This is a genomic window from Pseudarthrobacter sp. AB1 (assembly GCF_014926485.1).
GTDB lineage: Bacteria > Actinomycetota > Actinomycetes > Actinomycetales > Micrococcaceae > Arthrobacter.
Window position 1 is genome coordinate 219731 of sequence record NZ_PZKO01000055.1, and the last position, 22747, is coordinate 242477.

Genomic DNA, 22747 nt, shown 5'->3' on the forward strand with positions numbered 1-22747 from the left:
ATGGGTGTATGTCAAACATTTTTGGTGCTCCCAAGGCCGGTGGCCCCAGCGGGCCCGACGACGCCCGGACGGTGCCTACCGGCGATACCGTGGGCTCGTACACCTCCTACTTGGATGCCCAGAAGGCGGTGGATTACCTCGCCGACCAGCAGTTCCCGGTCCACATGGTTTCGATCGTGGGCAACGAACTGAAGATGGTTGAGCGGGTGACCGGCCGCCTCAGCTACCCCCGGGTAGCTCTCTCCGGGGCGCTCAGCGGCATGTGGTTCGGCCTTTTCGTTGGCGTTATGCTTTCGTTCTTCGCACCCTCGCCCGGCTACTTCTCGATCCTGGCGTCTGTGCTGATGGGCGCTGCCTTCTTTATGCTGTTCGGGATTGTCACGTATGCCATGCAGCGCGGAAAGCGGGATTTCACCTCCACCAGCCAGGTGGTGGCCACCACCTACGACGTTGTGGTGTCGGTGGAAGCCGCCCATGATGCGCGCCGGCTGCTCCAGCAACTGCCCATGAACCGTTCGGACGCAGCAGCGGCCCCCTACAATCCGCAGGGCTACCAGAACCAGCAGTACGGCCAAACGGGCCAGCAGTCCGGTCAGCAGGACCAGCCCGGCAATCAGTCCGGTCCGGCACCCGCGCGCCCTGCCGGCTGGAATGACCCCTACGGACAGCAGGGTGCTGGTACTCCGGGCCAGGGGGCAGCCCAAGGTGTAGGCCACGCCGCCGGCCCGGAGCAGGGCGCGCAGCAGCCGGAGGCAGCGGCCCAGCCGGCGAAGGCTCCCGCGGCCGCCGTCCGCTACCCGGACCTCCCTGACGGCCGGCCCCAGTACGGAGTCCGTGTCACAGACCAGGCCACTACAGGCCAGCCCGGCACGGAACAGCCTGGCTCAGAACAGCCTGGCTCAGAACAGCCCGGTTCGGAACAACCCGGAACAGGCCAGCGGCCCACAGAACAGTCCCGGACGCAGTCCCAGGCTGAGGCCCCCAAGGACTCCGGAGAATCCACACCTTAGGCCGCGCCCCCGGAGGCCTGGTGATCCATGGTCCGAGGAGCGATGCCGGCAGTAAACAAACAACTCCGCCCGGTGCAGCTGCACCGGGCGGAGTTGTTTGTGAAGCCGTCCTACTTGACGCTGCCGGCAGTCAGGCCGCCAACGAGGTACTTCTGGAACATGAAGTACAGCACCACCACAGGGACGGCACAGACCAGCGAAGCCGCCATCATCTGCGAGTACACCGGAATCGCTCCACCCTCGACGGCGGACGCGAAGACCTGCAGCGCAACCGCGGCGGTGTGCGTGTCCGGCCGGGTGAACACAGACGCGAACAGCACGTCATTCCAGCCCAGAAGGAAAGCGAAAATAGCCGAAACGATGATTCCGGGCCAGCTGAGCGGAATGATGATCCGGAAAAGGATCCCGAGGTTGGAGGCTCCATCGATGCGTGCTGCTTCCTCCAATTCCCTCGGCAGGCCGCGGAGGTACGTAACCATCACCCAGGTTGAGAACGGCAGCGCGAACGTCAGGTAGGCGATAAACAGGCCCCAGAGCGTGCCGATGACGGTCACACCCAAGTAGGTGCCTGCGGAAGAGAAAAGCACAAATACGGGCAGGAGCATCAGGGTTCCCGGAATGGACTGGAGACCCAGAAGCCCGCGCAGCACGGTCAGGCGCCCCCGGAACTTAAACCGGACCAGCACGTAAGCCGTGCCGATAGCCATGATGGCCGAGACGACTGCCGTGGCGCCGGAAACGATCAGGCTGTTGCCGATGGCCTTCGCCAGCCCCACGGAATCCCAGATCTTGGTGTAGCTGTCCAAGGAGAAGCTGCTGGGCCAGAACTCGCCGCTGGCGACGCCCACATCCGTGTTCAGCGACGCCAGGAAGATATACGCGATCGGGATGAGGACCACGGCGCAGAGCAGGACCGTGAGCGTTGCAAGCAGCGGCCTCGGCATCAGGCGTGTAACCTCCAGGGCTGCGTCACGCCGGATGGGCTGCTTCTTCTGCTGCTTGATCGGGTTGGCCGCGTCGATGGTCATTTCTTTCCTCCTTCGTGCACATCAAGCCGGACTGCGCGCAGGTAGATGAAGAGCGGAATGGCAATGAGTATCAGCGAAACGACCGCCATCGCGGCGCTGAGGCCAAACCGGAAGCTCTGGAAGCTGGTGACGTAAACCAGGATCGGCAGCACATTCACATCGGACGGTGCCGGCGCACCAAACAGGACATAGGGGAGAGTGAAGTTGTTGATGTGGTTCAGTGTGGCCAGCAGGAAGGCGAGCGAAACCGGTCCTTTGAGGTAGGGGAAGATCACGTACCGCAGCTTGTTCCACCACAGTGCCCCGTCCAGGGCCGATGCCTCGTGGACCTCGTGGTCCACCGCCTGGAGGCCGGACAGCGCCAGCAGGTAGATGAAGGGCCAGGCCGCCCAGATTTCCACCCAGACCAGTGTCCAGTATGCGTTGGGCCCGTTGAGCCACAGCCCGCCGTCCATTCCCAGGTTGGTCAGCGTCACGTTCACGATGCCATCCGGCTGCAGCATTGTCCGCCACACGCTGGCCACCACAAATGACGGCAGGACATAGGGGATCAGGAAGACAGAGCGCACCATTGCGCGGCCACGGTACGCGTTCTGGGTGACGACGGCGGCGGCGACGCCCAGCGGGACGGTCACCACAGTGGAAATCACCGCGAACGAAACGGAGAGCCAGATGGAGCGGAGCAACTCGCTGCTGACGGCCGCTTCAATGTAGTTCTGGATGCCAATGAATTCGGCATTAACCCATTGGCGAAGGGTGTACTGATCCAGATCGATCAGGGACATCCAGATGCCCATGGCCAAGGGGACAAGGATGACAAGGGTCATCAGCAGTCCGCCGGGGATCAGGAGCCACAGGGGCCGGTTCTTCTCGCTGAGCCCCTTGCGTCGCTTCCCGGGGGGTGTCGTTTCGCCAAGTCCGGCGTCCGCCCCGGCCAGCGGATTGCTGTCTGATGGCCGGGGCTCGGTAACGCTGCTAGCCATTTTCCGTAACCTTCCGCAGTTGGTGGGTCGGTCTTACTTCTTGGCCCGGTCCAATGCGGTCTGCGATTTGGCCTGTTCGTCCTTGAGCCGCTGGGACAGGCTGGCATCACTGACTGCACCGGAGGAAAGATCCGGAATGGACTGGACAACCACGTTGGTCAGCGACAGTTGGACATCGCCCCACGCGCCGCTGAACGGGGTGGCTACAGACTTGGCTCCGGACTCAAGGGCCGGCGCAATGACTTCGTTGGTTGCAAGTTCTTTCGCGGCTTCCTGATTGGCGGGAAGCTGGCCGAAGACCTTGAAGTAGTTGAGCTGGACGTCCTTGTCGGTGATCATCTTGATGAACGCGAAGGCGAGGTCCTTCTGCTTCGAATAGTCAGCCACCACGAGGTTGTCGCCGGAGAGGATGCTGGCGGCAGGTTTACCGTCGGAAGGGTTGGAGGTCGCCCCCGGGGGAACAGTGGGCATCAGGGCGTATTTGTATTTGCCTTTGACTGCCGAGGCGTCCAGTGCGGGGATGGACAGCGGCGACGTCATGGGGAAGTACGCTGCCTTTCCTGCCGCGAAGGCGGCCAGGGCCTGGGGGTTGGCCCAACCAACGGAGGAGGGGTCAACTACCTTGTCCTTGGTCACCCACCCGAAGTAGGTCTCGTAGGCCTTCTTCGTGATGGGGTCATCGAGACGGACCTTGCTTCCGTCAATCAGGGGGTTGCCTGCCTGGATGGACATGCCCCAGATGTATTTCCAGGGATCGAAGTTGTCCTTGTAGGCAATTGCGACACCGTACTGGTCCCCATTGGTGAGCTTCTTGGCCTGCTCGGTGAACTCATCCCACGTTGTGGCAGGCTTTTCAATACCGGCAGCTGCCAGCAGCTCGGTGTTGTAGGCCATCACGAACGGCCGGCTCACAAAGGGGATACCGATCTGGTTGGCCTCATCCGGACCGGAGATGCCGAGCGCTGCGGGAACGAACTTGTCCTTGCCGCCGAGCTGGTCCCATTCGTTGTCGCCCAGTTTCACGAATGCACCGGTGGAGTACGCCGTGGGGGTGAAGGTGGTGCCGAGCCCGTAGACGTCTGGTCCCTGGCCCGAGACGACTGACGTCTGGATCCGGGTCATCTCGTCATTGGCGGTTGCGAAGGTCTCCCACTGGATGTCCGCTCCGGTTTCCGTCTTGAACTTGGCGCTCATTTCCTTGAACCAGGCCTGCTGTTCCTGGGGGTACTGTGCGGTGACGTTCATCAGGACGTTAAGCGTTTTTCCGGTGCCGTCCACCTTGCCGCCCGGTGCGCCGGACGTGGCGCCCCCCGAGCCGCCGGAGCCGCCGCACGCGGCAAGCATAAGAACGGACACTGCCGCGGCGGCGATAGTGCCGAGGCGACGCGGTTTGGACATACCCATGAGACTTCTCCTTTGAAGACGTACATTGCGGCAGAGACCCGAGACTAAAAGTCAGTCTATGATTTCTTTCTCCGGGGCTAGCGTAATCATCAACGCCAACTTTTGGCAAGCGATTGCCAAAAACTGTTATGAGAGTTTCACCAAGGGATATGACCGTCCAGCGCATCTCCGCGGAGATGCGCTGGACGTACGTTCTCTAGCCGATATCGCGGGTTGGCAACCCGCCGGCCAGCTCCTGGTAGATGCCTGCCATCCAGGACTGGATGTCATCGGCCTTGCGGGGCAGCGCGGCGCTGAGGTTCACCGGACCATCGGCGGTCATCAGGATGTCGTCCTCGATCCGCACTCCGATGCCGCGGTACTCAGCGGGGATGGCCAGGTCCTCGTTCTTGAAATACAGGCCCGGTTCGATAGTGAAGACCATGCCCTCCGTAAGGATGCCGTCGAGGTAAAGTTCCCGCTTTGCCTGGGCACAGTCGTGGACATCCAAGCCGAGGTGGTGACTGGTGCCGTGGGGCATCCAGCGTCTGTGCTGCTGGCCTTCCGGGCTGATGGCTTCCTCGACGCTCACCGGGAGCAGCCCCCACTCGGCGAGGCGTTCCGCCAACACGGTGGTGGCGGCGGTGTGGATGTCACGGAACCTCGCACCTGGCCGGGCAGCGGCGAATCCGGCGTCGGCAGCATCCAGGACTGCCTCGTAGACCTTGCGCTGGACGGCGGTGAACGTGCCGTTAACCGGCAGCGTCCGGGTGACGTCGGCGGTGTAGAGCGAGTCCGCTTCAACGCCGGCGTCCAGCAGCAGCAGCTCGCCGGCGTTGATCCGGCCGGTGTTCCGCGTCCAGTGCAGGACGGTGGCATTGTTGCCGGCGGCTGCGATGGTGTCGTAGCCCAGTTCGTTGCCTACCTCGCGGGCACGGGCAAAGAACGCGCCTTCGACGACGCGCTCGCCGCGGGCATGGGTCAGGGCGCGGGGCAGGGCCTTGACCACTTCCACAAAGCCCTCGACGGTCGCCGCTACCGCAGTCATCATCTGTTCGATTTCCCACTCATCCTTCAGGAGGCGGAGTTCGGACAGCGCTTCGGAAAGCTTTTCATCGAGTGCATCCAGGACAGCGAGGTCCAGGTTGTCCGGGTCTTTGGCAGTGTTGTATCGGGCAGTATCCACCAGGGCGTCGATGTTCTCGTCCACCTTGCGGACCAACCGGATGGAGATGCCGCCGATCTCGGGGGCGCCCACGTTCTCGGTGATCGCGGATTCAAGTCCATCGATGTGGGCCGTGGGCAGGCCCAGGCGCGCTTCGAACTCGGCAAGCGTGGGCCGTGCACCGATCCAGAACTCGCCGGAACGGGAGTCAGCGTAGAACTGTTCTGTATCCCTGCCGGCCAGCGGACGGAAGTACAGCGTGGCACGGTGGTGACTGCCGCCGTCGCCCGTTCCTTCACCGGCAGGTTCCATAATGAGGACAGCGTCCGGTTCGTGGTCCAGGCCCAGGCCGGTGAGATGCGCAAAGCCGGAATGCGGACGGAACCGGTAGTCGCAGTCGTTGGAGCGGACCTTCAGCGGACCGGCGGGGATGACCAGGCGTTCGCCTTTGAACTTCTCCGAGATGGCCTTGCGCCGGGCTGCGGCATAGTTGGCCACGGCGTCGAGTGCCGGCAGTTGTTGCTCGGAAGGCGCCCAGTTGCTGGCCATAAAGGCCTTGAAGGCGGCGGAACTGGGCCGCTGAGAGCGGTTGTTGACGCGCTCGTCGAGGGGCTGGGAGGCAGAGTTCAGGGTGTTTTCGGCATCGTTCACGGCACCATCGTCTCACCAGCATCAGGGCACGCGCGACAAAGGAGCCAATACCGGCGCGGGCGCGGTCAACTAGGCTGGGCAGGTGAGGATTGACCTGCATGCCCACTCGAATGTTTCGGACGGCACCGAACCCCCTGCCCAAGTGATGGCTTCGGCTGCCCGGGCGGGCCTGGACGTGGTGGCACTGACCGATCACGACTCGACCGACGGCTGGGCCGAGGCGTCCCTCGCGGCGCTGGAAAACGGAGTGGAGCTGGTTCCTGGCATGGAGGTTTCCTGCCGGACCGGGCAGGGCATCAGCGTTCATCTGTTGAGTTATCTGCACGATCCTGTCCACCCGGGACTGCTTGAAGAGATCACCAAGGCCAAGGTCGCTCGCCTCACCCGGGCCGAACGCATGGTGACCTTGCTTGCCGAGGACTACCCGCTCACGTGGGACGACGTCATCCACCATGTGGCTCCCGGGGCCACCCTGGGGCGGCCGCATATTGCTGATGCCCTGGTGGCGGCAGGAGTGGTTTCGGACCGCTCCGAGGCGTTCACCTCCATCCTGACGTCCCATTCGCGCTACTTTGTCCAGCACTACGCACCGGACCCGGCCACCGCCGTTGAACTTGTCCGTGCCGCAGGTGGTGTTCCCGTGTTCGCTCATCCCGTTGCGTCCGGCCGTGGCCGGATCGTGGAGGAGCGCACGTACCGCGACATGATCGACGCCGGCCTGGTGGGCCTGGAGATCGACCATCGCGACAACCCGGAGGAGGGGCGCGATTTCCTCAGGGGCCTTGCCGCCAAGCACGGACTGCTGATCACGGGCTCTTCGGATTACCACGGGACTGGAAAACCCAATCTTTTCGGTGAGAATCTCACTGCACCGGAGGTACTCGCAAGGATAGAGGAATTGGGCACGGGAACCGCCGTTGTGCGCGCGGATCTGTAGCTAACGAGCGCTCATTGACTATTAGTCAACGCTGAGTACTCTAGCGCTTACTGGGGTGCGGCGAAGGCCCATTGCGTGTCTCGTCGTAAGCAGTGCCCAACGAGTGACGGAGGAAATCCATGTTCAAAAAGTCCCTGGCCGCGGCCGGTCTGACCGTAGCACTGTTGTTCGTCCCTGTGGCCGCCAATGCGCTGGACTGTAGTAACGTCAGCCGCCCGGCCAATCTCACCGGCGCCACCTTCCACGAGCCGTACCCGGGCTTCGAGTTGTATATCAAGGGCAATTGGGCCTTCATCGTGGCGGAGAACGCTTGGGTCTTTGTACCGCCGGGATCGCTCAAAGCGCTCGATCCAACCGCGCCAATCGGCCAGAAGGGAAACTTTCAGAATGGCAGCGGTTATGCCCTGCTGGTCAACGCGCATTGTGACTCCAAGGGTGTCGTCCTGGACAATCGGCAGGCTGGCCACGGCATCCAGCTGATGGGGGGTTGCTAAAAGACCATCGGCGGAGAAGCAGGTAGCAGAGGTTCAGGAGGCCCAGAACCACGCCTACTGCTCGCTAACGTGGCGGGAACGACGTAAAGGTCGCCTTGGCACCCAGCCGCTTGGCCATCACATCGATGGCCGGCTGGTTCTGGTCCACGCACACGAACCTCCGGTCAAGTTTGGCCGCCACGGCGCCAAGGGTCCCGGAACCGGCGAAGAAGTCCAGGCACCAGTCCCCGGGCCGGCTTGACGCCGACACCACACGGCGGATGAGGCCCTCGGGCTTCTGCGTGGGGTAGCCGGTCTTTTCCTTGCCCGTGGGGGAGACGATGGTGTGCCACCAGACGTCGGTGGGCAGCTTTCCGAGCTCCCGCTTCGCCGGGGTCACCAGACCGGGGGCCATGTAGGGCTCGCGATCCACCTCTGCGTTGTCGAAGTGGTATTTCGCCGGGTTCTTGACGTACACGAGGATGTTGTCGTGCTTGGTGGGCCAGCGGTACTTGGCGCGGGCACCGTAATCGTAGGCCCAAATGATCTCGTTGAGGAAGCACTCGCGGCCGAAGATGGCGTCCAGCATTACCTTCGCGTAGTGGACTTCCCGGTAGTCCAGGTGGAGGTAGAGCGTGCCGTCGTCTGCCAGCAGCCGCCAGGCTTCTACGAGCCGGGGTTCCAGGAACGACCAGTAGTCACTGAAGGCGTCATCGTACCGGTGCAGGGCGCCCTTGATGGTGTCGTAGGAACGCCCCTTGAAGCCCACGCGGTCGCCATCCCCGTCGGTGTTCAGCACCATCCGCGTTTCCTGGCGCTTCTGGACCCTGCCGGTGTTGAACGGCGGGTCAACGTAAATCAAGGTGAAGGCGCCGTCCGGCAGCGAGGGGAGGAACTCCGCGTTGTCCGCGTGAACCACCAGGTTGCTGCCGTCCGGCGCCCAGACGGTGTCAGTCATCGACGCTGTTATGCCTCGGTGCTGCGCTGCTGCGGGCCGTTGTCGGCGCCGGCCACTACTTCCCCGTTGCGGCGCCGGGTGCGGGTCCGGCTGCGGCGGGCACGAGGGTCCACTTCGGCGTCGGCTGGAGCCGCAGTGGCCGGTTCCGGGGCGGGGCTGGTGCCGGCGGTCGACGCATCAGAGGTACGACGACGGCGGTCACCGGAGCGTCCGCCGGGCTCGCCAGTGCGGCGGCTGCTGTTGTCGCGACCACCGGAGCGGCCGGCGTCGCGGTTGCTGTCGCGCCCGCCGTCTCGTCCACTGTCGCGGCCACCGCTGGGGCGGGTGTTCTTCTTGCCGGTCTCGCCCAGGTCCTCGAGGACCTCGGCGTCGACGCCGGCCAGCACGCGCTTGTTGCGGGGCAGGCGGCCCTTGGTGCCTTGCGGGATGTCCAGCTCTTCGTAGAGGTGCGGCGAGGAGGAGTACGTTTCCACGGGCTCCGGGACGCTGAGTCCCAAGGCCTTGTTGATCAGGCCCCAGCGCGGCATGTCGTCCCAGTCAACGAAGGTCACGGCAGTGCCCTTGTTTCCGGCGCGGCCGGTGCGGCCCACTCGGTGCAGGTAGATCTTTTCGTCTTCGACGCACTGGTAGTTGATGACGTGCGTAACGTCGTCGACGTCGATGCCGCGGGCGGCGACGTCGGTGGCCACCAGGACGTCCACCTTGTTGTTGCGGAAGGCGCGGAGGGCCTGCTCGCGGGCGCCCTGGCCCAGGTCGCCGTGGATGGCGGCGGCGGCGAAGCCGCGGTCCACCAGTTCCTCGGCAACCTTCGCGGCGGTGCGCTTGGTCTTGGTGAAGATGATGGTGCGGCCGCGGCCGCGGGCCTGCAGGATGCGGGCCACAACTTCGATCTTATCCATGCTGTGGGCACGGTAGATGAGCTGGCGGATGTCGCGCTTGGTCAGACCCTCGTCGTCCGGATCAGCGGCCCGGATGTGCGTGGGCTGCGTCATGTACCGGCGGGCCATGGCGATGACAGGGCCGGGCATGGTGGCGGAGAACAGCAGCGTCTGCCGAACCGCAGGGGTACCGGCGATCAGCGTTTCCACGTCCGGGAGGAAGCCGAGGTCCAGCATTTCGTCGGCCTCGTCAAGGATGACCATCTTGACGTTTTTCAGGACGAGGTGCTTCTGCTTGTAAAGGTCAATGAGGCGGCCGGGGGTACCGACGACCACTTCGACGCCGTTCTGCAGGGCCTCCACCTGGGGCTCGTAGGCACGGCCGCCGTAGATGGTGGTGATGCGGGCGTTGCGCTTGCGGGAGGCGTTCTGGAGATCGTTGGCCACCTGGACGGCCAGTTCGCGGGTGGGCACGATGACCAGGGCCTGCGGTGCGCCGGGAACTGCGAGCTTGTCATAGCCGGCGTCGTCCGGACCCACAACGCGCTGCAGGGCGGGGATGCCGAAGCCGAGGGTCTTGCCGGTGCCGGTCTTGGCCTGCCCGATGATGTCGTGGCCCGAAAGCGCCACGGGCAGGGTCATGGCCTGGATGGGGAAGGGGTGGGTGATCCCGGCGTCGGCAAGGGATTCCACGATGTCGGCGCGGACGTTGAAGTCAGCGAAGGATTTTTCCTCAATCTCGTGCGGTTTCTCGTCCGAGATGATGGTTTCTTCGGGTTCGATCGTCTCGATGCCGGAGTCGTCAGTCAGGATCTGGTGGGTATGCAATTCACTCACAGTGGAGTTTCCTTAATTCATTTGGGCATTGGCGCTGCCTGCTCAACGGGCCGGCCAACGTGGCCGTTCCGGAGCACGCTCGAAGCGCGCAAGCAAATCCAGTGGAAGCCGATCGCGGGCTATCAAAATGCTGGCACTGGTGACCAACGGGTGCATCTCAAGATCGCGTAGGGGCGGGCTTGTTGAATTCAAATCAAGGAAATCAACGACCGGGCATCCATATCTACTTCTTCAGTCTAGCGGCACGGACCCTGAATCCCGGCTTTGGGCCGATCAGGCCGGGCACTGATGGTTCAGGCCAGCAGCTCGAAGTGGACCTCGCGCGCGGCAATATCGGAGGAGATCAGGCGGACACGCACCTTTGTGCCCGATTCCAGGTCGCCGGCGCAGCGGGCCGTCACGGCGGGTTCGGCGATCTGGATGACCCCCGAGGGGCCGTTCCCGTTTTTCGCAGCGCCGTTCCTGGCGCCGTTGCCGTTTTTCCCGTTTCCGTTGTCCTTTTGTGGCTTGGAGCCGGAAATCACGATCGCCTCGAATTCCTGGCCCACATGGTTGACCAGGAGCGCGGCCTCCACCGTGTCCAGCGCCATGCGCTCCATCCGCGAAGCCAACTGGTCGGATCCGGCCATGATCTCCGGCAGGGACGGCAGGGCTTCCCGCGCCCAGTCCGGTACCGGCTTGCCGTTGCTCAGCGCTTCGCAGATCACCAGCACGAAGCGGTCGATGAGGCGCCGGAGCGGTGCTGTGGTGTGGGCATAGGCGGCGCCGATGGCGGACTGGACGGCGTCGTCCGGGACGGTGCCGTCAAACGCCGTGTAGCTGGCGCCGCGGAACAGCATGCCGGCCGAGTGCAGGATGGCCAGTTGCCGGGGCTCTGTCGGATCAAGGCTGCGGAGGTATTCGCCGTAACTGATTTTGCCGTCCCAGGGCTTGCCCAATGCCTCGGTCTGGAGGCGGAAGTGACGCAGGGAGCGCTCGTCCGGCGCCGGCATGGTGCGCAAGATGCCCACCTTTCCCGCCAACATCAGGTTCGCTGCCGCCATTCCGGTCATCAGGGAAATCTGGGCGTTCCAGTCCTCCACCGGAAGCTGCGGTGCCGCGGCAATCCGGTAGCCGCCGTCGGGCAGTTGCACGATTTCCTGCTCGGGCATGTTCAGGCTGGCGCCGCCACGCTGCCGCTCCAGTTCAACCCGTTTGAGCCCCACTTCCTTCAGGAGCTGCAGCACGGGACCTGGCGTCCCGGCGTCGAGTTCGGCCTGGACTCCCTTGTAGCTCAGCTTGGCCCTGCTGCGGATGGTGGCCCTGCGGACACTGACCGTGGAGATCTGTGCGGTGTCGTCCAGCCCGAACTCCCACACGTAGGCGGAACAAAGCTGCCCGGCCAGGAGGCTGCCGGCTCCTTCGCTGATGACCTCCGGGTGCAGCGGGATCCGGCCGTCCGGGGCGTAGAACGTTTGGCCGCGGCGCCGGGTCTCTGCATCCAGCATGCCGCCGGGGCGGACAAAGGACGGCACGTCAGCGATGGCATAAAGCACGCGGTAGCCATCGTCCGCGCGCTCGATGAACAGCGCCTGGTCCAGGTCAGTGGAGGACGCCGGATCGATGGTGAGGAAGTCCACGTCTGTCAGGTCAGCGCCTGGCAACTCGTGTGCGGCCACTGCCGCTTCCGCGTCCCGGACCGCCTCCGCCGGGTAGGGTCCGGGCAGTTCCAGCTCGGTCCGCAGGGCGCTCAGTGCCGCCGCGAGCTCGTTGGTCTGCTCGTGGACGTTGGGGGCCAACCGATGATGTGACACGAAAATCAGGTTAGCCCGATTTTCATGGATCGTGCACGCCCACGGTCCGCCACGCGTGGGATTGTCAGGATGCGCCTGCGTTCAGGGCCGCCACGAGTGCTGCGGCAGCCGCTGCGGGATCGGGGGCCTCGGTGATGGCGCGCACCACCACAATCCTGCCGGCACCGGCCTCCACCACCTGCTCCACGTTGCCAAGATCGATGCCTCCGATGGCAAACCAGGGCAGCGTGGCCTGGGCGCCACCGGCAGCGCGGACTGCTTCGGCAGCGTACCGCACCAGCTCAAGGCCGACGGCGGCCCGGCCGGGCTTGGTGGGAGTGGCCCAGACCGGTCCGACGCAGAAGTAGTCCAGGCCGCGTTCGGACGTCAGCCCGCCGGACAGCCGGATGGCGCCTTCGATCTGTTCGGCGGTGTGCGTGGACAGCCCGATCGCTGTGGGTGCCCCGAGCAGGGCGCGGGCGGAAGCGACCGGCAGGTCTTTTTGCCCGATGTGGAAGACGGGGGCGCCGGACAGCATAGCGACATCGGCGCGGTCATTGACGGCCCATAGCTTTCCGTGGCGTTCGGCCGCGGCCTGAAGCACGGCCAGCAGCTCCAGCTCCTCCGCCGCCTCGATCGCCTTGTCTCGGAGCTGGATGATGTCGACGCCGCCGGCAAAAGCCGCGTCCACAAACTCGCCAAAGTCGCCCCGGTCACGGCGTGAGTCTGTGCATAGGTACAGCCGGGCGCTGTGCGGGAGGCCCGGGCCTGTGCCGCCGGTGGGGTCTGTTGCGATCAAGGATTCGGGGGTGGAAGAGCTGGCGGAGGGCGTGCCTGCAGCGGCGAAGGATTGCGCGTTCATGGAAACCAGCCTAATTCCCCTAAACTGGGCGAGTACTGCGGGAGCCCGTTGCAGCCGTCACAAAGCGGCCGGGCTGAGAGGGCGTCAGAGCCGACCGCTTGACCTGATCCGGCTAGTACCGGCGTAGGGAAGGAACCATATGCCCCCCGCAATAGGCAGCCCGCCTGAGACTGCATCAGCCCGACCGGACTCCGTGCTGCACGCCGACGTGGCGGTCATCGGCGGTGGAGTCATCGGCCACGCCATAGCCTGGGAGGCCCGGCGATCCGGCCGTTCCGTTGTGCTGATCGATGACGCGCCCGGGAGAGGCGCCACCTGGGCAGCCGCCGGCATGCTGGCCCCTGTAAGCGAACTCCACTATCAGGAGGAAGACCTCCTGGCGCTGATGCTTGCGTCCTCCGGCCTGTGGCCCGCCTTCGCGGCAGACCTTGCTCTGGCAGGGGCTGGCGAGACCGGATACCTGACGACGCCGACCCTCGCCATCGGCGCGGACGCCGCGGACCGCAGGGCGCTGATGGACCTCCGGGCCGTGCAGCAGGCCAGCGGCCTGGTGGTGGAACCCCTGACTGTCCGTGAGGCCAGATCCAGGGAATCCCTGCTCAGCCCGGCCATCTCCTGTGCCCTGGACATCCCCGCAGACCACCAGGTGGATCCACGTAGGCTGGTGGCGTGCCTCCAGGAAGTCCTGGCCCTCCATGAACCGGGAACAGAAACCGCCGTGGCAGGTGCCCGCGGGGGATTCGCCGTTGACCAGCGGGCCGCTGCCGTTCTTTGGGAGGACGGCCGCGTCAGCGGCGTGGCGCTCGCCGACGGCGGAACAGTCCAGGCCGGCGAGACTATCGTGGCCAACGGATTGCAGGCGGCCTCGCTGGAAGGCCTGCCGGTTGGGCTGTACCTGCCCCTGCGGCCCGTCTACGGTGACATCCTTCGACTTGCTGTGCCGCAGCACCTGCGCCCGCTCCTCACCTCGACAGTCCGCGGAATAGTCCATGGCGTGCCGGTCTACATCGTTCCCAGAGGGGACGGCACGGTGGTGATCGGGGCAACGCAACGGGAGGACGCGCTCGCCGGGACAGGCGATGGTGCTGTCTCGGCCGGCGGCGTCTACCAGCTGCTGCGTGACGCCCAGGTCCTGGTGCCGGCCGTCTCGGAGCTTGAACTCCTCGAATGTACGGCGCGGGCAAGGCCGGCGACCCCGGACAACGCGCCGCTCCTGGGCCGCGTACCGGTTTCCGCACCAGGAACGGGAAACCAGGAGAGCCTGGGGAACATTGCCGGGCTGATTGTTGCCACCGGGTTCTTCCGTCATGGAGTGCTCCTGGCTCCGGCGGCGGCAGCGATCTGCCGGGACTTGCTCGACGGCCGGACGGATCCTCGTTGGGGGGCGCTCAACCCGGCCCGCTTTTCAAGCCAGCACCGCACAGCCGGCACACAGTCCCCACCCACGGACATCAGCATCATGAAGGACCTCGACCCTCAGAAGGAATCAGCATGAACATCACCCTCAACGGCTCGCGCCATTCCGTCGCGGACGACGCCTCCATCACCACCCTCATCAGCCAGATCACAGGCCGCCCCCTCGCAGCTGACGGCCAGGCGACAGACGGGCAGAAACTTGGCGTCGCCGTCGCCCACAACTCCGAAGTAGTACCCCGCAGCCAGTGGTTCGTCACGGCGCTCGCCGAAGGTGACGACGTCGAACTGGTCACAGCAGTCCAGGGAGGCTGACACCATGACAGTAACCAGCAACATCAGCACACAGAAGCCGGCCGAAGCAGCTGACAGGCTGGTGATCGACGGCGTCGAGCTCGGCTCCCGCCTTATCATGGGCACCGGGGGGGCCCCGAGCCTCGACGGGCTGGGCGCTGCCCTGCTGGCGTCCGGAACCGAACTGACCACGGTGGCCATGAGGCGCTATTCGCCGGCCGAGTCGGGGTCCCTTTTCCAGCTCCTGGTGGACCACGGGATCCGGATCCTGCCCAACACTGCAGGCTGCTTCACGGCCCGGGACGCGGTTATGACGGCGGAACTTGCCCGCGAAGCGCTGGAAACGGACTGGCTCAAGCTGGAAGTCATCGCCGACGAACAGACCCTGCTGCCGGACGCCGTGGAGCTCGTGGATGCTACCGAACAGCTGGTAAACCGGGGCTTCAAGGTGTTCGCCTACACCAACGATGACCCGGTCCTGGCGCTGCGGCTGGAAAACCTGGGTGCCACCGCGGTCATGCCGCTCGGAGCGCCCATCGGTACCGGCCTGGGAATCCTGAATCCACACAACATCGAACTGATCGTCTCGCGCGCCTCGGTGCCCGTTGTGCTGGACGCCGGCATTGGCACGGCATCCGACGCCGCACTGGCCATGGAGCTTGGCTGTGATGCCGTGCTGCTGGCCACCGCGGTCACGCGTGCGCAGAACCCGGCACTCATGGGGGAGGCCTTCAAACACGCCGTCATCGCCGGTAGGCTGGCGAAAGCGGCCGGCAGGATTCCGCGCCGCGAGCACGCTTTGGCGTCATCGGCCATGGAAGGCCGGGCAGAGTTTCTCTAGGCCGTTTTCTCCAGGCCGGGCGCCCTCGGCCAAAAGCCGGGCGAGCTCACCGGACGAGCCAAGGAGGCCGCCATGGCCGGCAAGCAAGACACACTCACGCCTGAGCGCATCGAGGCCGTCCTCGCCGCGCTGCCCGACTGGCAGTACCGGCTCGGCGGGCTTGTTGCTGTCTATAAGACGCCGACGGCGGCCGCCGCACTCGAGCTGATTGCCGCCGTCGGACGCCTGGCCGAAGAACAGAACCACCATCCGGACCTTGACTGGCGCTACAACAGGGTGCATCTCCGCTATACGTCCCACGACGTCGGCGGCAAGGCCACTGAGCGGGATGCCACTGCTGCGGCGGCCGTGAGCGCTGCTGCCGCCCGGCTTGGTGCCACTGCCCAACCGGTGGCTTAACTGACGGTGACCACCACCCTGCTGGGTGGTGGTCACCGTTCTATAAGGAAATGCCTACAGTTTGAGGGCCTGCGTCAGCCGCTGAGTATCGTGGCCTTCGCGGGTCCGCCCGAGGTAGATGACCGTCCCGATGGCAGCGACAGTGCCCAGCGCCATGGGCAGGACCCAGGGAATCCACGTCAGGCCCGGCTGGTAGCCAAATCCTGCCGCGATAAAGATGATCCAACTGACCGCACCCACCACAACGGCAACCCCTGCGGGCAACCCCGTCCCATACCGGGTATGGCGCTTGTCATTGGCCCAGACAATAAGACCTGCGGCCACTGTTACCAGGACAACGATGGTCAGCGAAAGCATCTAATCTCCTCGGAAAGCAGCGGCCAACCGTCAAGCGGCCGGCCGCGGACCTGCTAGAACTGGCCGAAACCGACCTTGCGGGCCTCTTCGGCGCCGATTTCCACGTAGCCCAGGGCGTTGCCGGGAATGATGATGATGCGGCCCTTGTCGTCCTTGAGGCGGAGTTCGGTGCCCTTGGTGATGGCTTCTTCAACAACCGTGGCTACAGTGTCTGCATCCTGAGCCGATTCCAGGACGATTTCGCGGCCAATGTTCTGAATGCCGATCTTAATTTCCAACAGGGGGCCTCCCAGCCAATCAAAGTTTCTTGGGTTCTCTTATTTGTAGTCTAGGACTCTTTGGGGAAGCGAGAGATTCCGCGCCAAGCTAAACGGTAAATGAGGTCGCTGGCCACATCGAGGTCCAGGTTCCCGTCCGTTTCAAGCCAATACCGCGCGCTGACCTGGGCCATTCCGGCCAGGCCGCGGCCCAGAAGCTGCGCCTCAAGGTGCGGCAGTTTGGTGTCCTCGGCGATCACGCGGGCCACGGCATCCGCGAACGTCTTGTTGAATGTCTCGAGCCGTGAACTGACATCGGGATCGTTGATGAGGTCCGATTCGAAGACCAGGCGGTGCGCTTGGTCATCGCTGGCGATGAAGCGGTAGTAAGCGCGCATCACGGCCTGCACGCGTTCGTCGTTGTCATCGGTGGAGCTCAGGGCCCCGAGCATCAGATCCGTCAGCGACGCGAGATGACTGTCCAGCAGTGCAAGATACAGCTCGCGTTTGGACGGGAAGTGCTGGTACAGCACCGGTTTGCTGACGTGCGCCGTCTCGGCGATCTCATCCATGGCCGCGCCATGGTATCCGTTGGCGACAAAAACCTCCTGGGCCGCCGCGAGAAGCTGCGCCCGGCGCTCATCCCGGGGAAGCCGGGCGGACCGCTGGCCGGCGGTCCGTTGGGGTGCGGCCGGTTCGAGTGCGGCCGGTTCGCCGCCGGACGCCCGGTCAGCCCGTGCTTCATGGACCACAGTTGCCCTACTTTCGCTTGCCGTTACCTACACAATACTGCGCGGTAATATGACCTGGCGGCATCTCGGGGCATACATTGAGGTATGGCTTCGACTTTGACCGTAAATGATTCCCCTGTCTCGTTTAAACCGCTCGTGGAGCCCGCCGGTGAGCTGACGCCGGCCGAGGTGGAACGCTACTCGCGGCACCTCATCATTCCCGAAATCGGAGCGGTGGGGCAGCGGCGGCTGAAGAATGCCAGGGTGCTGGTCATCGGTGCCGGGGGACTGGGTTCGCCGGCGCTGCTCTACCTGGCGGCGGCGGGTGTGGGGACCCTGGGAATCGTCGACGACGACGTCGTTGACCTGAGCAACCTCCAGCGCCAGGTGATCCACGGTGTGACCGACGTGGGCCGGCCCAAGATCGAGTCCGCACGGGACGCCGTCGCCGCACTGAACCCGCTCGTGGAGGTCCGGCTGCACAACGTCAGGCTGGATGCCTCCAACGCGCTGGAGCTGTTCGCGGACTACGACCTGATCCTGGACGGGGCGGACAACTTCGCCACCCGCTACCTGGTCAACGATGCTGCCGCCATCCTCGGCAAGCCCTATGTGTGGGGATCGATCTTCCGCTTCGACGGCCAGGTCAGCGTGTTCTGGGAAAAGCACGGACCCACTTACCGGGACCTGTACCCCGAGGCCCCGCCGGCCGGGTCGGTGCCCTCCTGCGGCGAGGGCGGCGTCTTCGGCATGCTCTGCGCTGCCGTGGGATCACTCATGGTGACCGAGGCAGTCAAGCTGATTACCGGCGTCGGGCGTTCACTCCTGGGCCGGGTGGCGCTGTTTGATGCGCTGGGGGGCAGCTGGCGCGAGATCCGTGTGTCCAAGGACCCGGCAGCGGTCCCCGTTACGGAATTGACGGACTACGAAGCCTTCTGCGGCATCACTCCTGTCGTCGCCGCAGACACGGAGCACACGGTAACGGCAACCCAGCTGGCCACCATGCTGGCGTCCCGGAAGGCAGGCCTGAAGGACTTCGAGCTGGTGGACGTCAGGGAAACCGGAGAACGCGAAATCGTGAGCATCGACGGCTCGGTGCTGATCCCGCAGGGCAGGATCCTCGCGGGGGAGGCATGGGCGGAACTCCCGCAGCACAAGGACATTGTGTTCCACTGCAAGGCCGGCACCCGGTCAGCCAACGTGCTGGAGGCTGCGCGGAAGGCCGGCTATCAGCGGGTCAGCCACCTCGACGGCGGGATCCTGGCCTGGGTACGCGACGTGGAGCCGCAAAAGCCGGTCTACTAACCGGTTGCCCTTCAATGACGCTCTCTCACTTTTCGCCCCTATTTCAACGACCCTCTCTCACTCTCTTGAAAGTAGTGAAAGAGGGTCCCTCTTCGTCAAGAAAGCCCCTAAACGTGAGAGAGGGTCGCGGGTGGGTCAGGCGGTTTCGAGGCCCCGGTGGTCCGCGGGGCACTCCGCCTGCGCTGCCGTAGCCGGTTGCTCCACGGTGATGCCGTAGAGCGTTTCGAGCGCCGACACATAGTCGTCCTGCTGGCCGTTGGCGGCCAGCTCACGGGCGCGGACGGTGGGCACGTGCAGCAGCTGCTTGACCATCCGGCGGAGGGCGAATTCCACTTCTTCGGCGGCGGCTGTGCAGCCGTGGCGGGCACGGACGCGCTCCATTTCTGCGTCCAGGACGTTCATGGTGTGCCGGCGGAGGGCCACTATGGCGGAATCCACCGAGCGGGCTTCCCGTTCCTGCTCGAAGGCCTGGGCCGCGCCGGACACAATGCCGCTGGCCTGGGTGAGGGACTCGGCCTGCTCCTGCGGTGCCGCCAAACGCACGGATTCCAGCGTGAGCAGCTCAACGCCGTCGAGCTGGCCGACCTCAGGGTCAAAATCATGGGTGAGGGCGAGGTCGATCGCGATCAGCGGCTGGACGGAGTCCACGCGGATCTCGGCAAGTTCACCGGCCTCGACCCGGGTGTCGGAGCCGCTGCAGCCGATCATGACGTCGGCCGCAGCCACGGCTACCGGCAGGGAACCGCTATCCAGCGATGTGCCGCCGCGGGTGGCGACAAACGCTTCGGCGCGTCCCGACGAGGAGAACACGGAGATGTCGTGGCAGCCCCTTTCGCGGAGCAGCGCCATGGTGGCGCCGGCGTAGGCTCCGGTGCCGAACACCACCACCTTCTTCGCTGACCAGTCGGGGCACTCGGAAAGGTCCGTGGCCAGATCCAGTGCCACGGAAACGATGGACAGGCCCCGGGAACCGAGGGCGGTCTGCGCCCCGACATCCTTGGCCGTCTTGGAGGCGGCCTGGAAGAGGCGGACCAGGCCCGAGCTGGCCGTGCCCTCGTGCTGGGCCGTGATGAGGGCCCGGCGGACCTGGCCGGCGATCTCACGTTCACCCACCACGGCGGAGTCCAGCCCGGAGCTGACGGCGAACAGATGCTGGCTGACTTCGGGACCGGTGCGTGTGCTGAAGGAGCGGGACACGAGCTGTTCGTTGAGTCCGCTGAGTCCGCTGATCTCGGACACGAGAGCCGCACGTGCGGCCTCAACATCGTCAGCGTGGGGCGCTTCCCCGTAGATTTCGTACCGGTTGCAGGTGGCAAGCACAATCGCACCCGTCACTGCCGGCGATCCGGAGAGTGCGGATGTTGCGATACCGGAAGCACCGTTGCTCAGTTGAGCAACGGTCTCAAGGTCGATGTCGGCGTGTGTAGCCACCAATGAAAAAAGAACCACAGCAGATCAATCATAGCTTTTTCGTTGCCCGGTAGAACAACCCGGCAAAACAGCAGCGGGAGGTAAGGGCCGTATTTCCTGCCACGGCGCGGCCGGGGCATCCGCAGGTGACAGGCTGTCGTTATCTTTTGGGGCCGATTTTGGGCACAATCAAAGGCATGACTTCCAGCTCCGCCGTGCCCAATGCCGCGTCTCGTGTCCTGTCTAACCACAGTGCCCTGGCTGCCGGCCATCCGCTGATGGACGGCCGCACCGCAGATTCGCCACTCATCACTGCCTACCGAGGCGGCAAGCCGTCGCGGCGGCCGGTGTGGTTCATGCGCCAGGCAGGGCGCTCGCTGCCGGAATACTTGAAGGTACGCGAAGGCGTGGCCATGCTGGATTCCTGCCTGCGGCCCGAGCTCGCGGCCGAAATCACGCTGCAGCCCGTCCGGCGCCATGACGTCGACGCTGCCATATTTTTCTCCGACATCGTCATTCCGCTCAAGCTCGCCGGCGTGGGCGTGGACATTGTGCCGGGCGTGGGCCCCGTGCTGGACAAGCCGGTGCGCACGGCTGCAGACGTTGCCGCCCTGCCGCAGCTGACCTGGGAAGCGCTGGAACCGATCCGCGAAGCCGTGCGGCTGACCGTCGCCGAGCTGGGCAAAACCCCGCTGATTGGCTTTGCCGGTGCCCCGTTCACCCTCGCTGCCTACATGGTTGAGGGCAAACCTTCCCGTGACCACCTGGGCCCGCGCACCATGATGCACGCGGACCCGGAAACCTGGATTGCGCTGGCCAACTGGGCCGCCGACGCCTCGGGGTTGTTCCTCCGCGCCCAGCTGGAAGCCGGCGCATCCGCGGGACAGCTGTTTGATTCCTGGGCGGGATCGCTGGGCCTGGCCGACTACACCAGGTTTGTGGCACCCGCCTCGGCCCGGGCGCTGGACCATGTCCGCCACCTCGGCGCGCCGCTGATCCACTTTGGTACCGGAACCTCCGAACTCCTTGTTGCCATGCGGGATGTCGGCGTGGACGTGGTTGGTGTGGACTACCGCCTGCCGCTGGATGAGGCCAACCGGCGCCTGGGCGGAACGGTGCCGCTGCAGGGCAACATCGACCCCGCGCTGCTTTCCGCGCCCTGGGACGTGCTCGAAGCCCACGTCCGTGCGGTCATTGCGGCCGGCGCCTCCGCGCCCGGCCACGTGCTCAACCTCGGCCACGGCGTGCCGCCGGAAACCGACCCCACGGTCCTGACCCGCGTTGTAGAACTCATCCACTCCATTTCGCCGGAGTAGGACCATGAGCAGCTCCTTGACGCCGAACCGGGCCGCCGTCGTGTTGGGCGGCGGCATCTCCGGCCTGCTGGCGGCGCGGGAGTTGGCAGCCGCCGGACATACAGTGACCGTCCTGGAGGCCACCGCGTCCTGGGGCGGCTGCGTGGGCAGCCATGTGGTGGCCGGCCTCACCCTGGACAGCGGAGCAGAGTCGTTCGCCACGCGCTCCTCAGCCGTGGCTGAGCTTGCTGCTGAACTTGGACTCGGCGGCAACGTTGTGGCGCCGCGTCCGGGCGGCGCCTGGGTGCAGCTTCCGGACGGCCCGCGCGAACTGCCCAAGACCGGGGTTCTGGGCATTCCTGCCAATCCGTGGGACCCGGAGGTCCGGCGGTCGCTGGGATTTGTGGGTTCGCTCCGGGCATCCCTGGATAAGTACTTGCCGGCTTCGATCGGCGCGTCTGCCGACGTCACGAGCGTCGCAGCGCTGGTGCGGGCACGGATGGGCCGCCGTGTATTGGAGCGCCTCGTGGCCCCGGTGGTGGGCGGCGTGCACTCCGCGGACCCCGGTCTCCTCGACGTGGACATGGTGGCCCCCGGCCTCCGGTCCGGAGTCCGGGAGCACGGCTCCCTTGCCGCCGCGGTGGCCGCCCAGCGGCGCGGCTCCACCCAGCCATCCGCCGCGAAGGCGGGTTCCGCCGTCGCCGGCCTGGAAGGCGGGATGCACACCCTGGTGGTGGCCCTGCTCAGCGACCTCCGCAGCCGCGGGGTCACCTTGATGAGTGGAACAGCCGCGGGCGCCATCGAACGGACGGCGGACGGGTGGCGGGTTACCACCGGTGACGCAACGTACGACGGCGGCCTGCTGGTGGTGGCGCTGCCCGGCCCGGCGGCAGTGGGGCTGCTTCAGGCGGCCGTACCCGGGCTCGCCGGCAGGAGCCCGGAAAGCGGGCCGGACGTCAGGCTGGTCACGCTGGTGGTGGACCTGCCCGAACTTGATGGCAGGCCGCGGGGCACCGGGATCCTGGTGGCGCCCCAGACTCCGGGCATCCAGGCGAAAGCCCTTACGCATGCAACCGCGAAGTGGGATTGGCTTGCCGCTGCGGCAGGTCCCGGGACGCACGTCCTGCGGCTCTCTTACGGCCGCCTGGAAGCCTCGGAACACTCGGCCGGGACCCGCGACCCTGCCCCCGACCTCCTGGCTGCTGCCCTGCATGACGCTTCGGCCCTGCTGGACGTCCCGGTGCAGGGGACCGACGTCGTCGGCTGGGATGTTGTCAGGTGGCAAGGAGCCCTGCCCTTCGCGGCGGTGGGGCACAAGGCGCGGGTGGCCGAGGTCAGGAAACTCTGCGCGGCAGAGGCCGGTCTTGGCATAGTGGGCGGATGGGTAGCCGGCAATGGACTCGCCGCCGTGGTGGCCGACACCCGAAAAGAAATTCGCAGCCTGCTCAGCTGACCATCGCCCCTGTTCAGTGGAATACGGGCCTTGAAAAGGCCGCCCCGGGGTGCAG

At 65.4% G+C, this 22747-nt stretch carries 22 protein-coding genes and 1 riboswitch; of the genes, 10 read left to right on the top strand and 12 right to left on the bottom strand.

Features of this window, described 5'->3' with window-relative positions; all coding sequences use genetic code 11:
- Positions 1 to 8 precede the first annotated feature (8 nt).
- The gene (locus tag DAD99_RS14795) at positions 9 to 1010 is read left to right on the top strand and encodes a general stress protein (protein WP_227008040.1); all 1002 of its coding nucleotides are present in this window, start codon (positions 9 to 11) and stop codon (positions 1008 to 1010) included.
- A gap of 110 nt (positions 1011 to 1120) precedes the next feature.
- Here DAD99_RS14795 and DAD99_RS14800 read toward each other — a convergent pair whose 3' ends face one another.
- The 4 genes from DAD99_RS14800 to DAD99_RS14815 form a co-directional block, all read right to left on the bottom strand.
- Positions 1121 to 1954, bottom strand: a complete 834-nt coding sequence (locus DAD99_RS14800; protein ID WP_227008080.1) for a carbohydrate ABC transporter permease — start codon at positions 1952 to 1954, stop codon at positions 1121 to 1123.
- A gap of 80 nt (positions 1955 to 2034) precedes the next feature.
- Complete coding sequence (locus DAD99_RS14805; RefSeq protein ID WP_193342124.1) at positions 2035 to 3021, bottom strand: carbohydrate ABC transporter permease; 987 nt, start codon at positions 3019 to 3021, stop codon at positions 2035 to 2037.
- A 33-nt stretch (positions 3022 to 3054) separates the two neighbouring features.
- Entirely contained in the window at positions 3055 to 4419 is a 1365-nt protein-coding gene (locus DAD99_RS14810) for an ABC transporter substrate-binding protein (RefSeq protein ID WP_193342256.1), read from the bottom strand.
- 202 nt (positions 4420 to 4621) lie between these two features.
- On the bottom strand, positions 4622 to 6220 hold the full coding sequence (locus DAD99_RS14815; protein WP_193342125.1) for an aminopeptidase P family protein: 1599 nt from the start codon (positions 6218 to 6220) through the stop codon (positions 4622 to 4624).
- Positions 6221 to 6302: 82 nt separating this feature from the next.
- On the opposite strand from DAD99_RS14815, the gene DAD99_RS14820 reads away from it, so the two are divergent.
- Positions 6303 to 7157: a PHP domain-containing protein gene (locus DAD99_RS14820; protein ID WP_193342126.1), complete on the top strand. Its 855-nt coding sequence runs from the start codon at positions 6303 to 6305 to the stop codon at positions 7155 to 7157.
- 119 nt (positions 7158 to 7276) lie between these two features.
- Positions 7277 to 7651: a hypothetical protein gene (locus tag DAD99_RS14825; protein WP_193342127.1), complete on the top strand. Its 375-nt coding sequence runs from the start codon at positions 7277 to 7279 to the stop codon at positions 7649 to 7651.
- A gap of 64 nt (positions 7652 to 7715) precedes the next feature.
- Here the strand turns inward: DAD99_RS14825 and DAD99_RS14830 are convergent, their stop codons facing one another.
- The 4 genes from DAD99_RS14830 to thiE form a co-directional block, all read right to left on the bottom strand.
- Entirely contained in the window at positions 7716 to 8588 is an 873-nt protein-coding gene (locus tag DAD99_RS14830) for a site-specific DNA-methyltransferase (protein WP_193342128.1), read from the bottom strand.
- Between the two features lie 8 nt (positions 8589 to 8596).
- A complete protein-coding gene (locus tag DAD99_RS14835; protein ID WP_193342129.1) occupies positions 8597 to 10303 on the bottom strand; it encodes a DEAD/DEAH box helicase in 1707 nt (568 codons plus the stop codon).
- 293 nt (positions 10304 to 10596) lie between these two features.
- Positions 10597 to 12096, bottom strand: a complete 1500-nt coding sequence (locus tag DAD99_RS14840) for an RNB domain-containing ribonuclease (protein WP_193342130.1) — start codon at positions 12094 to 12096, stop codon at positions 10597 to 10599.
- 64 nt (positions 12097 to 12160) lie between these two features.
- The gene (gene thiE, locus DAD99_RS14845) at positions 12161 to 12937 is read right to left on the bottom strand and encodes a thiamine phosphate synthase (protein WP_185261087.1); all 777 of its coding nucleotides are present in this window, start codon (positions 12935 to 12937) and stop codon (positions 12161 to 12163) included.
- Between the two features lie 27 nt (positions 12938 to 12964).
- A riboswitch (TPP riboswitch) is annotated at positions 12965 to 13084 on the top strand.
- Between thiE and thiO the strand changes: the two genes are divergently transcribed.
- From thiO to DAD99_RS14865, 4 genes are all read left to right on the top strand, one after another.
- The gene (thiO, locus tag DAD99_RS14850) at positions 13077 to 14432 is read left to right on the top strand and encodes a glycine oxidase ThiO (protein WP_193342131.1); all 1356 of its coding nucleotides are present in this window, start codon (positions 13077 to 13079) and stop codon (positions 14430 to 14432) included. It overlaps the preceding riboswitch by 8 nt.
- Positions 14429 to 14665: a sulfur carrier protein ThiS gene (thiS, locus tag DAD99_RS14855; protein WP_193342132.1), complete on the top strand. Its 237-nt coding sequence runs from the start codon at positions 14429 to 14431 to the stop codon at positions 14663 to 14665. Before thiO ends, thiS begins: the two co-directional genes overlap by 4 nt.
- Positions 14666 to 14669: 4 nt before the next feature.
- Positions 14670 to 15485 (top strand): thiazole synthase, encoded by an 816-nt coding sequence (locus DAD99_RS14860; RefSeq protein WP_193342133.1) that lies wholly within the window; start codon positions 14670 to 14672, stop codon positions 15483 to 15485.
- A gap of 72 nt (positions 15486 to 15557) precedes the next feature.
- Positions 15558 to 15884 carry a 4a-hydroxytetrahydrobiopterin dehydratase gene (locus tag DAD99_RS14865; protein WP_193342134.1) on the top strand — a complete coding sequence of 109 codons (327 nt, stop codon included), beginning with the start codon at positions 15558 to 15560 and terminating at the stop codon, positions 15882 to 15884.
- A 54-nt stretch (positions 15885 to 15938) separates the two neighbouring features.
- Here DAD99_RS14865 and DAD99_RS14870 read toward each other — a convergent pair whose 3' ends face one another.
- The 3 genes from DAD99_RS14870 to DAD99_RS14880 are packed head-to-tail and all read right to left on the bottom strand — an operon-like array spanning position 15939 to position 17250.
- Positions 15939 to 16241 (bottom strand): hypothetical protein, encoded by a 303-nt coding sequence (locus tag DAD99_RS14870; RefSeq protein WP_193342135.1) that lies wholly within the window; start codon positions 16239 to 16241, stop codon positions 15939 to 15941.
- Between the two features lie 53 nt (positions 16242 to 16294).
- On the bottom strand, positions 16295 to 16519 hold the full coding sequence (locus DAD99_RS14875) for a DUF3107 domain-containing protein (protein WP_160672408.1): 225 nt from the start codon (positions 16517 to 16519) through the stop codon (positions 16295 to 16297).
- A gap of 50 nt (positions 16520 to 16569) precedes the next feature.
- Positions 16570 to 17250, bottom strand: coding sequence for a TetR/AcrR family transcriptional regulator (locus tag DAD99_RS14880; protein WP_185261083.1), 681 nt, complete (start codon positions 17248 to 17250; stop codon positions 16570 to 16572).
- Positions 17251 to 17334: 84 nt separating this feature from the next.
- Here DAD99_RS14880 and moeB point away from each other — a divergent pair, with 84 nt between their 5' ends.
- Positions 17335 to 18534 (top strand): molybdopterin-synthase adenylyltransferase MoeB, encoded by a 1200-nt coding sequence (gene moeB, locus DAD99_RS14885; protein ID WP_193342136.1) that lies wholly within the window; start codon positions 17335 to 17337, stop codon positions 18532 to 18534.
- A gap of 135 nt (positions 18535 to 18669) precedes the next feature.
- Here the strand turns inward: moeB and DAD99_RS14890 are convergent, their stop codons facing one another.
- A complete protein-coding gene (locus tag DAD99_RS14890; protein WP_193342137.1) occupies positions 18670 to 19983 on the bottom strand; it encodes a glutamyl-tRNA reductase in 1314 nt (437 codons plus the stop codon).
- Between the two features lie 158 nt (positions 19984 to 20141).
- On the opposite strand from DAD99_RS14890, the gene hemE reads away from it, so the two are divergent.
- Entirely contained in the window at positions 20142 to 21260 is a 1119-nt protein-coding gene (gene hemE, locus DAD99_RS14895; RefSeq protein WP_193342138.1) for a uroporphyrinogen decarboxylase, read from the top strand.
- A 4-nt stretch (positions 21261 to 21264) separates the two neighbouring features.
- The gene (hemG, locus tag DAD99_RS14900) at positions 21265 to 22692 is read left to right on the top strand and encodes a protoporphyrinogen oxidase (RefSeq protein ID WP_193342139.1); all 1428 of its coding nucleotides are present in this window, start codon (positions 21265 to 21267) and stop codon (positions 22690 to 22692) included.
- Positions 22693 to 22747 lie beyond the last annotated feature (55 nt).

Coding starts and splice junctions, on each gene's coding strand:
- DAD99_RS14795 (WP_227008040.1), top strand. CDS start 9: ATGTCAAACATTTTTGGTGCTCCCAAGGCCGGTGGCCCCAGCGGGCCC.
- DAD99_RS14800 (WP_227008080.1), bottom strand. CDS start 1,954: ATGCCGAGGCCGCTGCTTGCAACGCTCACGGTCCTGCTCTGCGCCGTG.
- DAD99_RS14805 (WP_193342124.1), bottom strand. CDS start 3,021: ATGGCTAGCAGCGTTACCGAGCCCCGGCCATCAGACAGCAATCCGCTG.
- DAD99_RS14810 (WP_193342256.1), bottom strand. CDS start 4,419: ATGTCCAAACCGCGTCGCCTCGGCACTATCGCCGCCGCGGCAGTGTCC.
- DAD99_RS14825 (WP_193342127.1), top strand. CDS start 7,277: ATGTTCAAAAAGTCCCTGGCCGCGGCCGGTCTGACCGTAGCACTGTTG.
- DAD99_RS14830 (WP_193342128.1), bottom strand. CDS start 8,588: ATGACTGACACCGTCTGGGCGCCGGACGGCAGCAACCTGGTGGTTCAC.
- thiE (WP_185261087.1), bottom strand. CDS start 12,937: ATGAACGCGCAATCCTTCGCCGCTGCAGGCACGCCCTCCGCCAGCTCT.
- thiO (WP_193342131.1), top strand. CDS start 13,077: ATGCCCCCCGCAATAGGCAGCCCGCCTGAGACTGCATCAGCCCGACCG.
- thiS (WP_193342132.1), top strand. CDS start 14,429: ATGAACATCACCCTCAACGGCTCGCGCCATTCCGTCGCGGACGACGCC.
- DAD99_RS14860 (WP_193342133.1), top strand. CDS start 14,670: ATGACAGTAACCAGCAACATCAGCACACAGAAGCCGGCCGAAGCAGCT.
- DAD99_RS14865 (WP_193342134.1), top strand. CDS start 15,558: ATGGCCGGCAAGCAAGACACACTCACGCCTGAGCGCATCGAGGCCGTC.
- DAD99_RS14870 (WP_193342135.1), bottom strand. CDS start 16,241: ATGCTTTCGCTGACCATCGTTGTCCTGGTAACAGTGGCCGCAGGTCTT.
- moeB (WP_193342136.1), top strand. CDS start 17,335: ATGGCTTCGACTTTGACCGTAAATGATTCCCCTGTCTCGTTTAAACCG.
- hemE (WP_193342138.1), top strand. CDS start 20,142: ATGACTTCCAGCTCCGCCGTGCCCAATGCCGCGTCTCGTGTCCTGTCT.
- hemG (WP_193342139.1), top strand. CDS start 21,265: ATGAGCAGCTCCTTGACGCCGAACCGGGCCGCCGTCGTGTTGGGCGGC.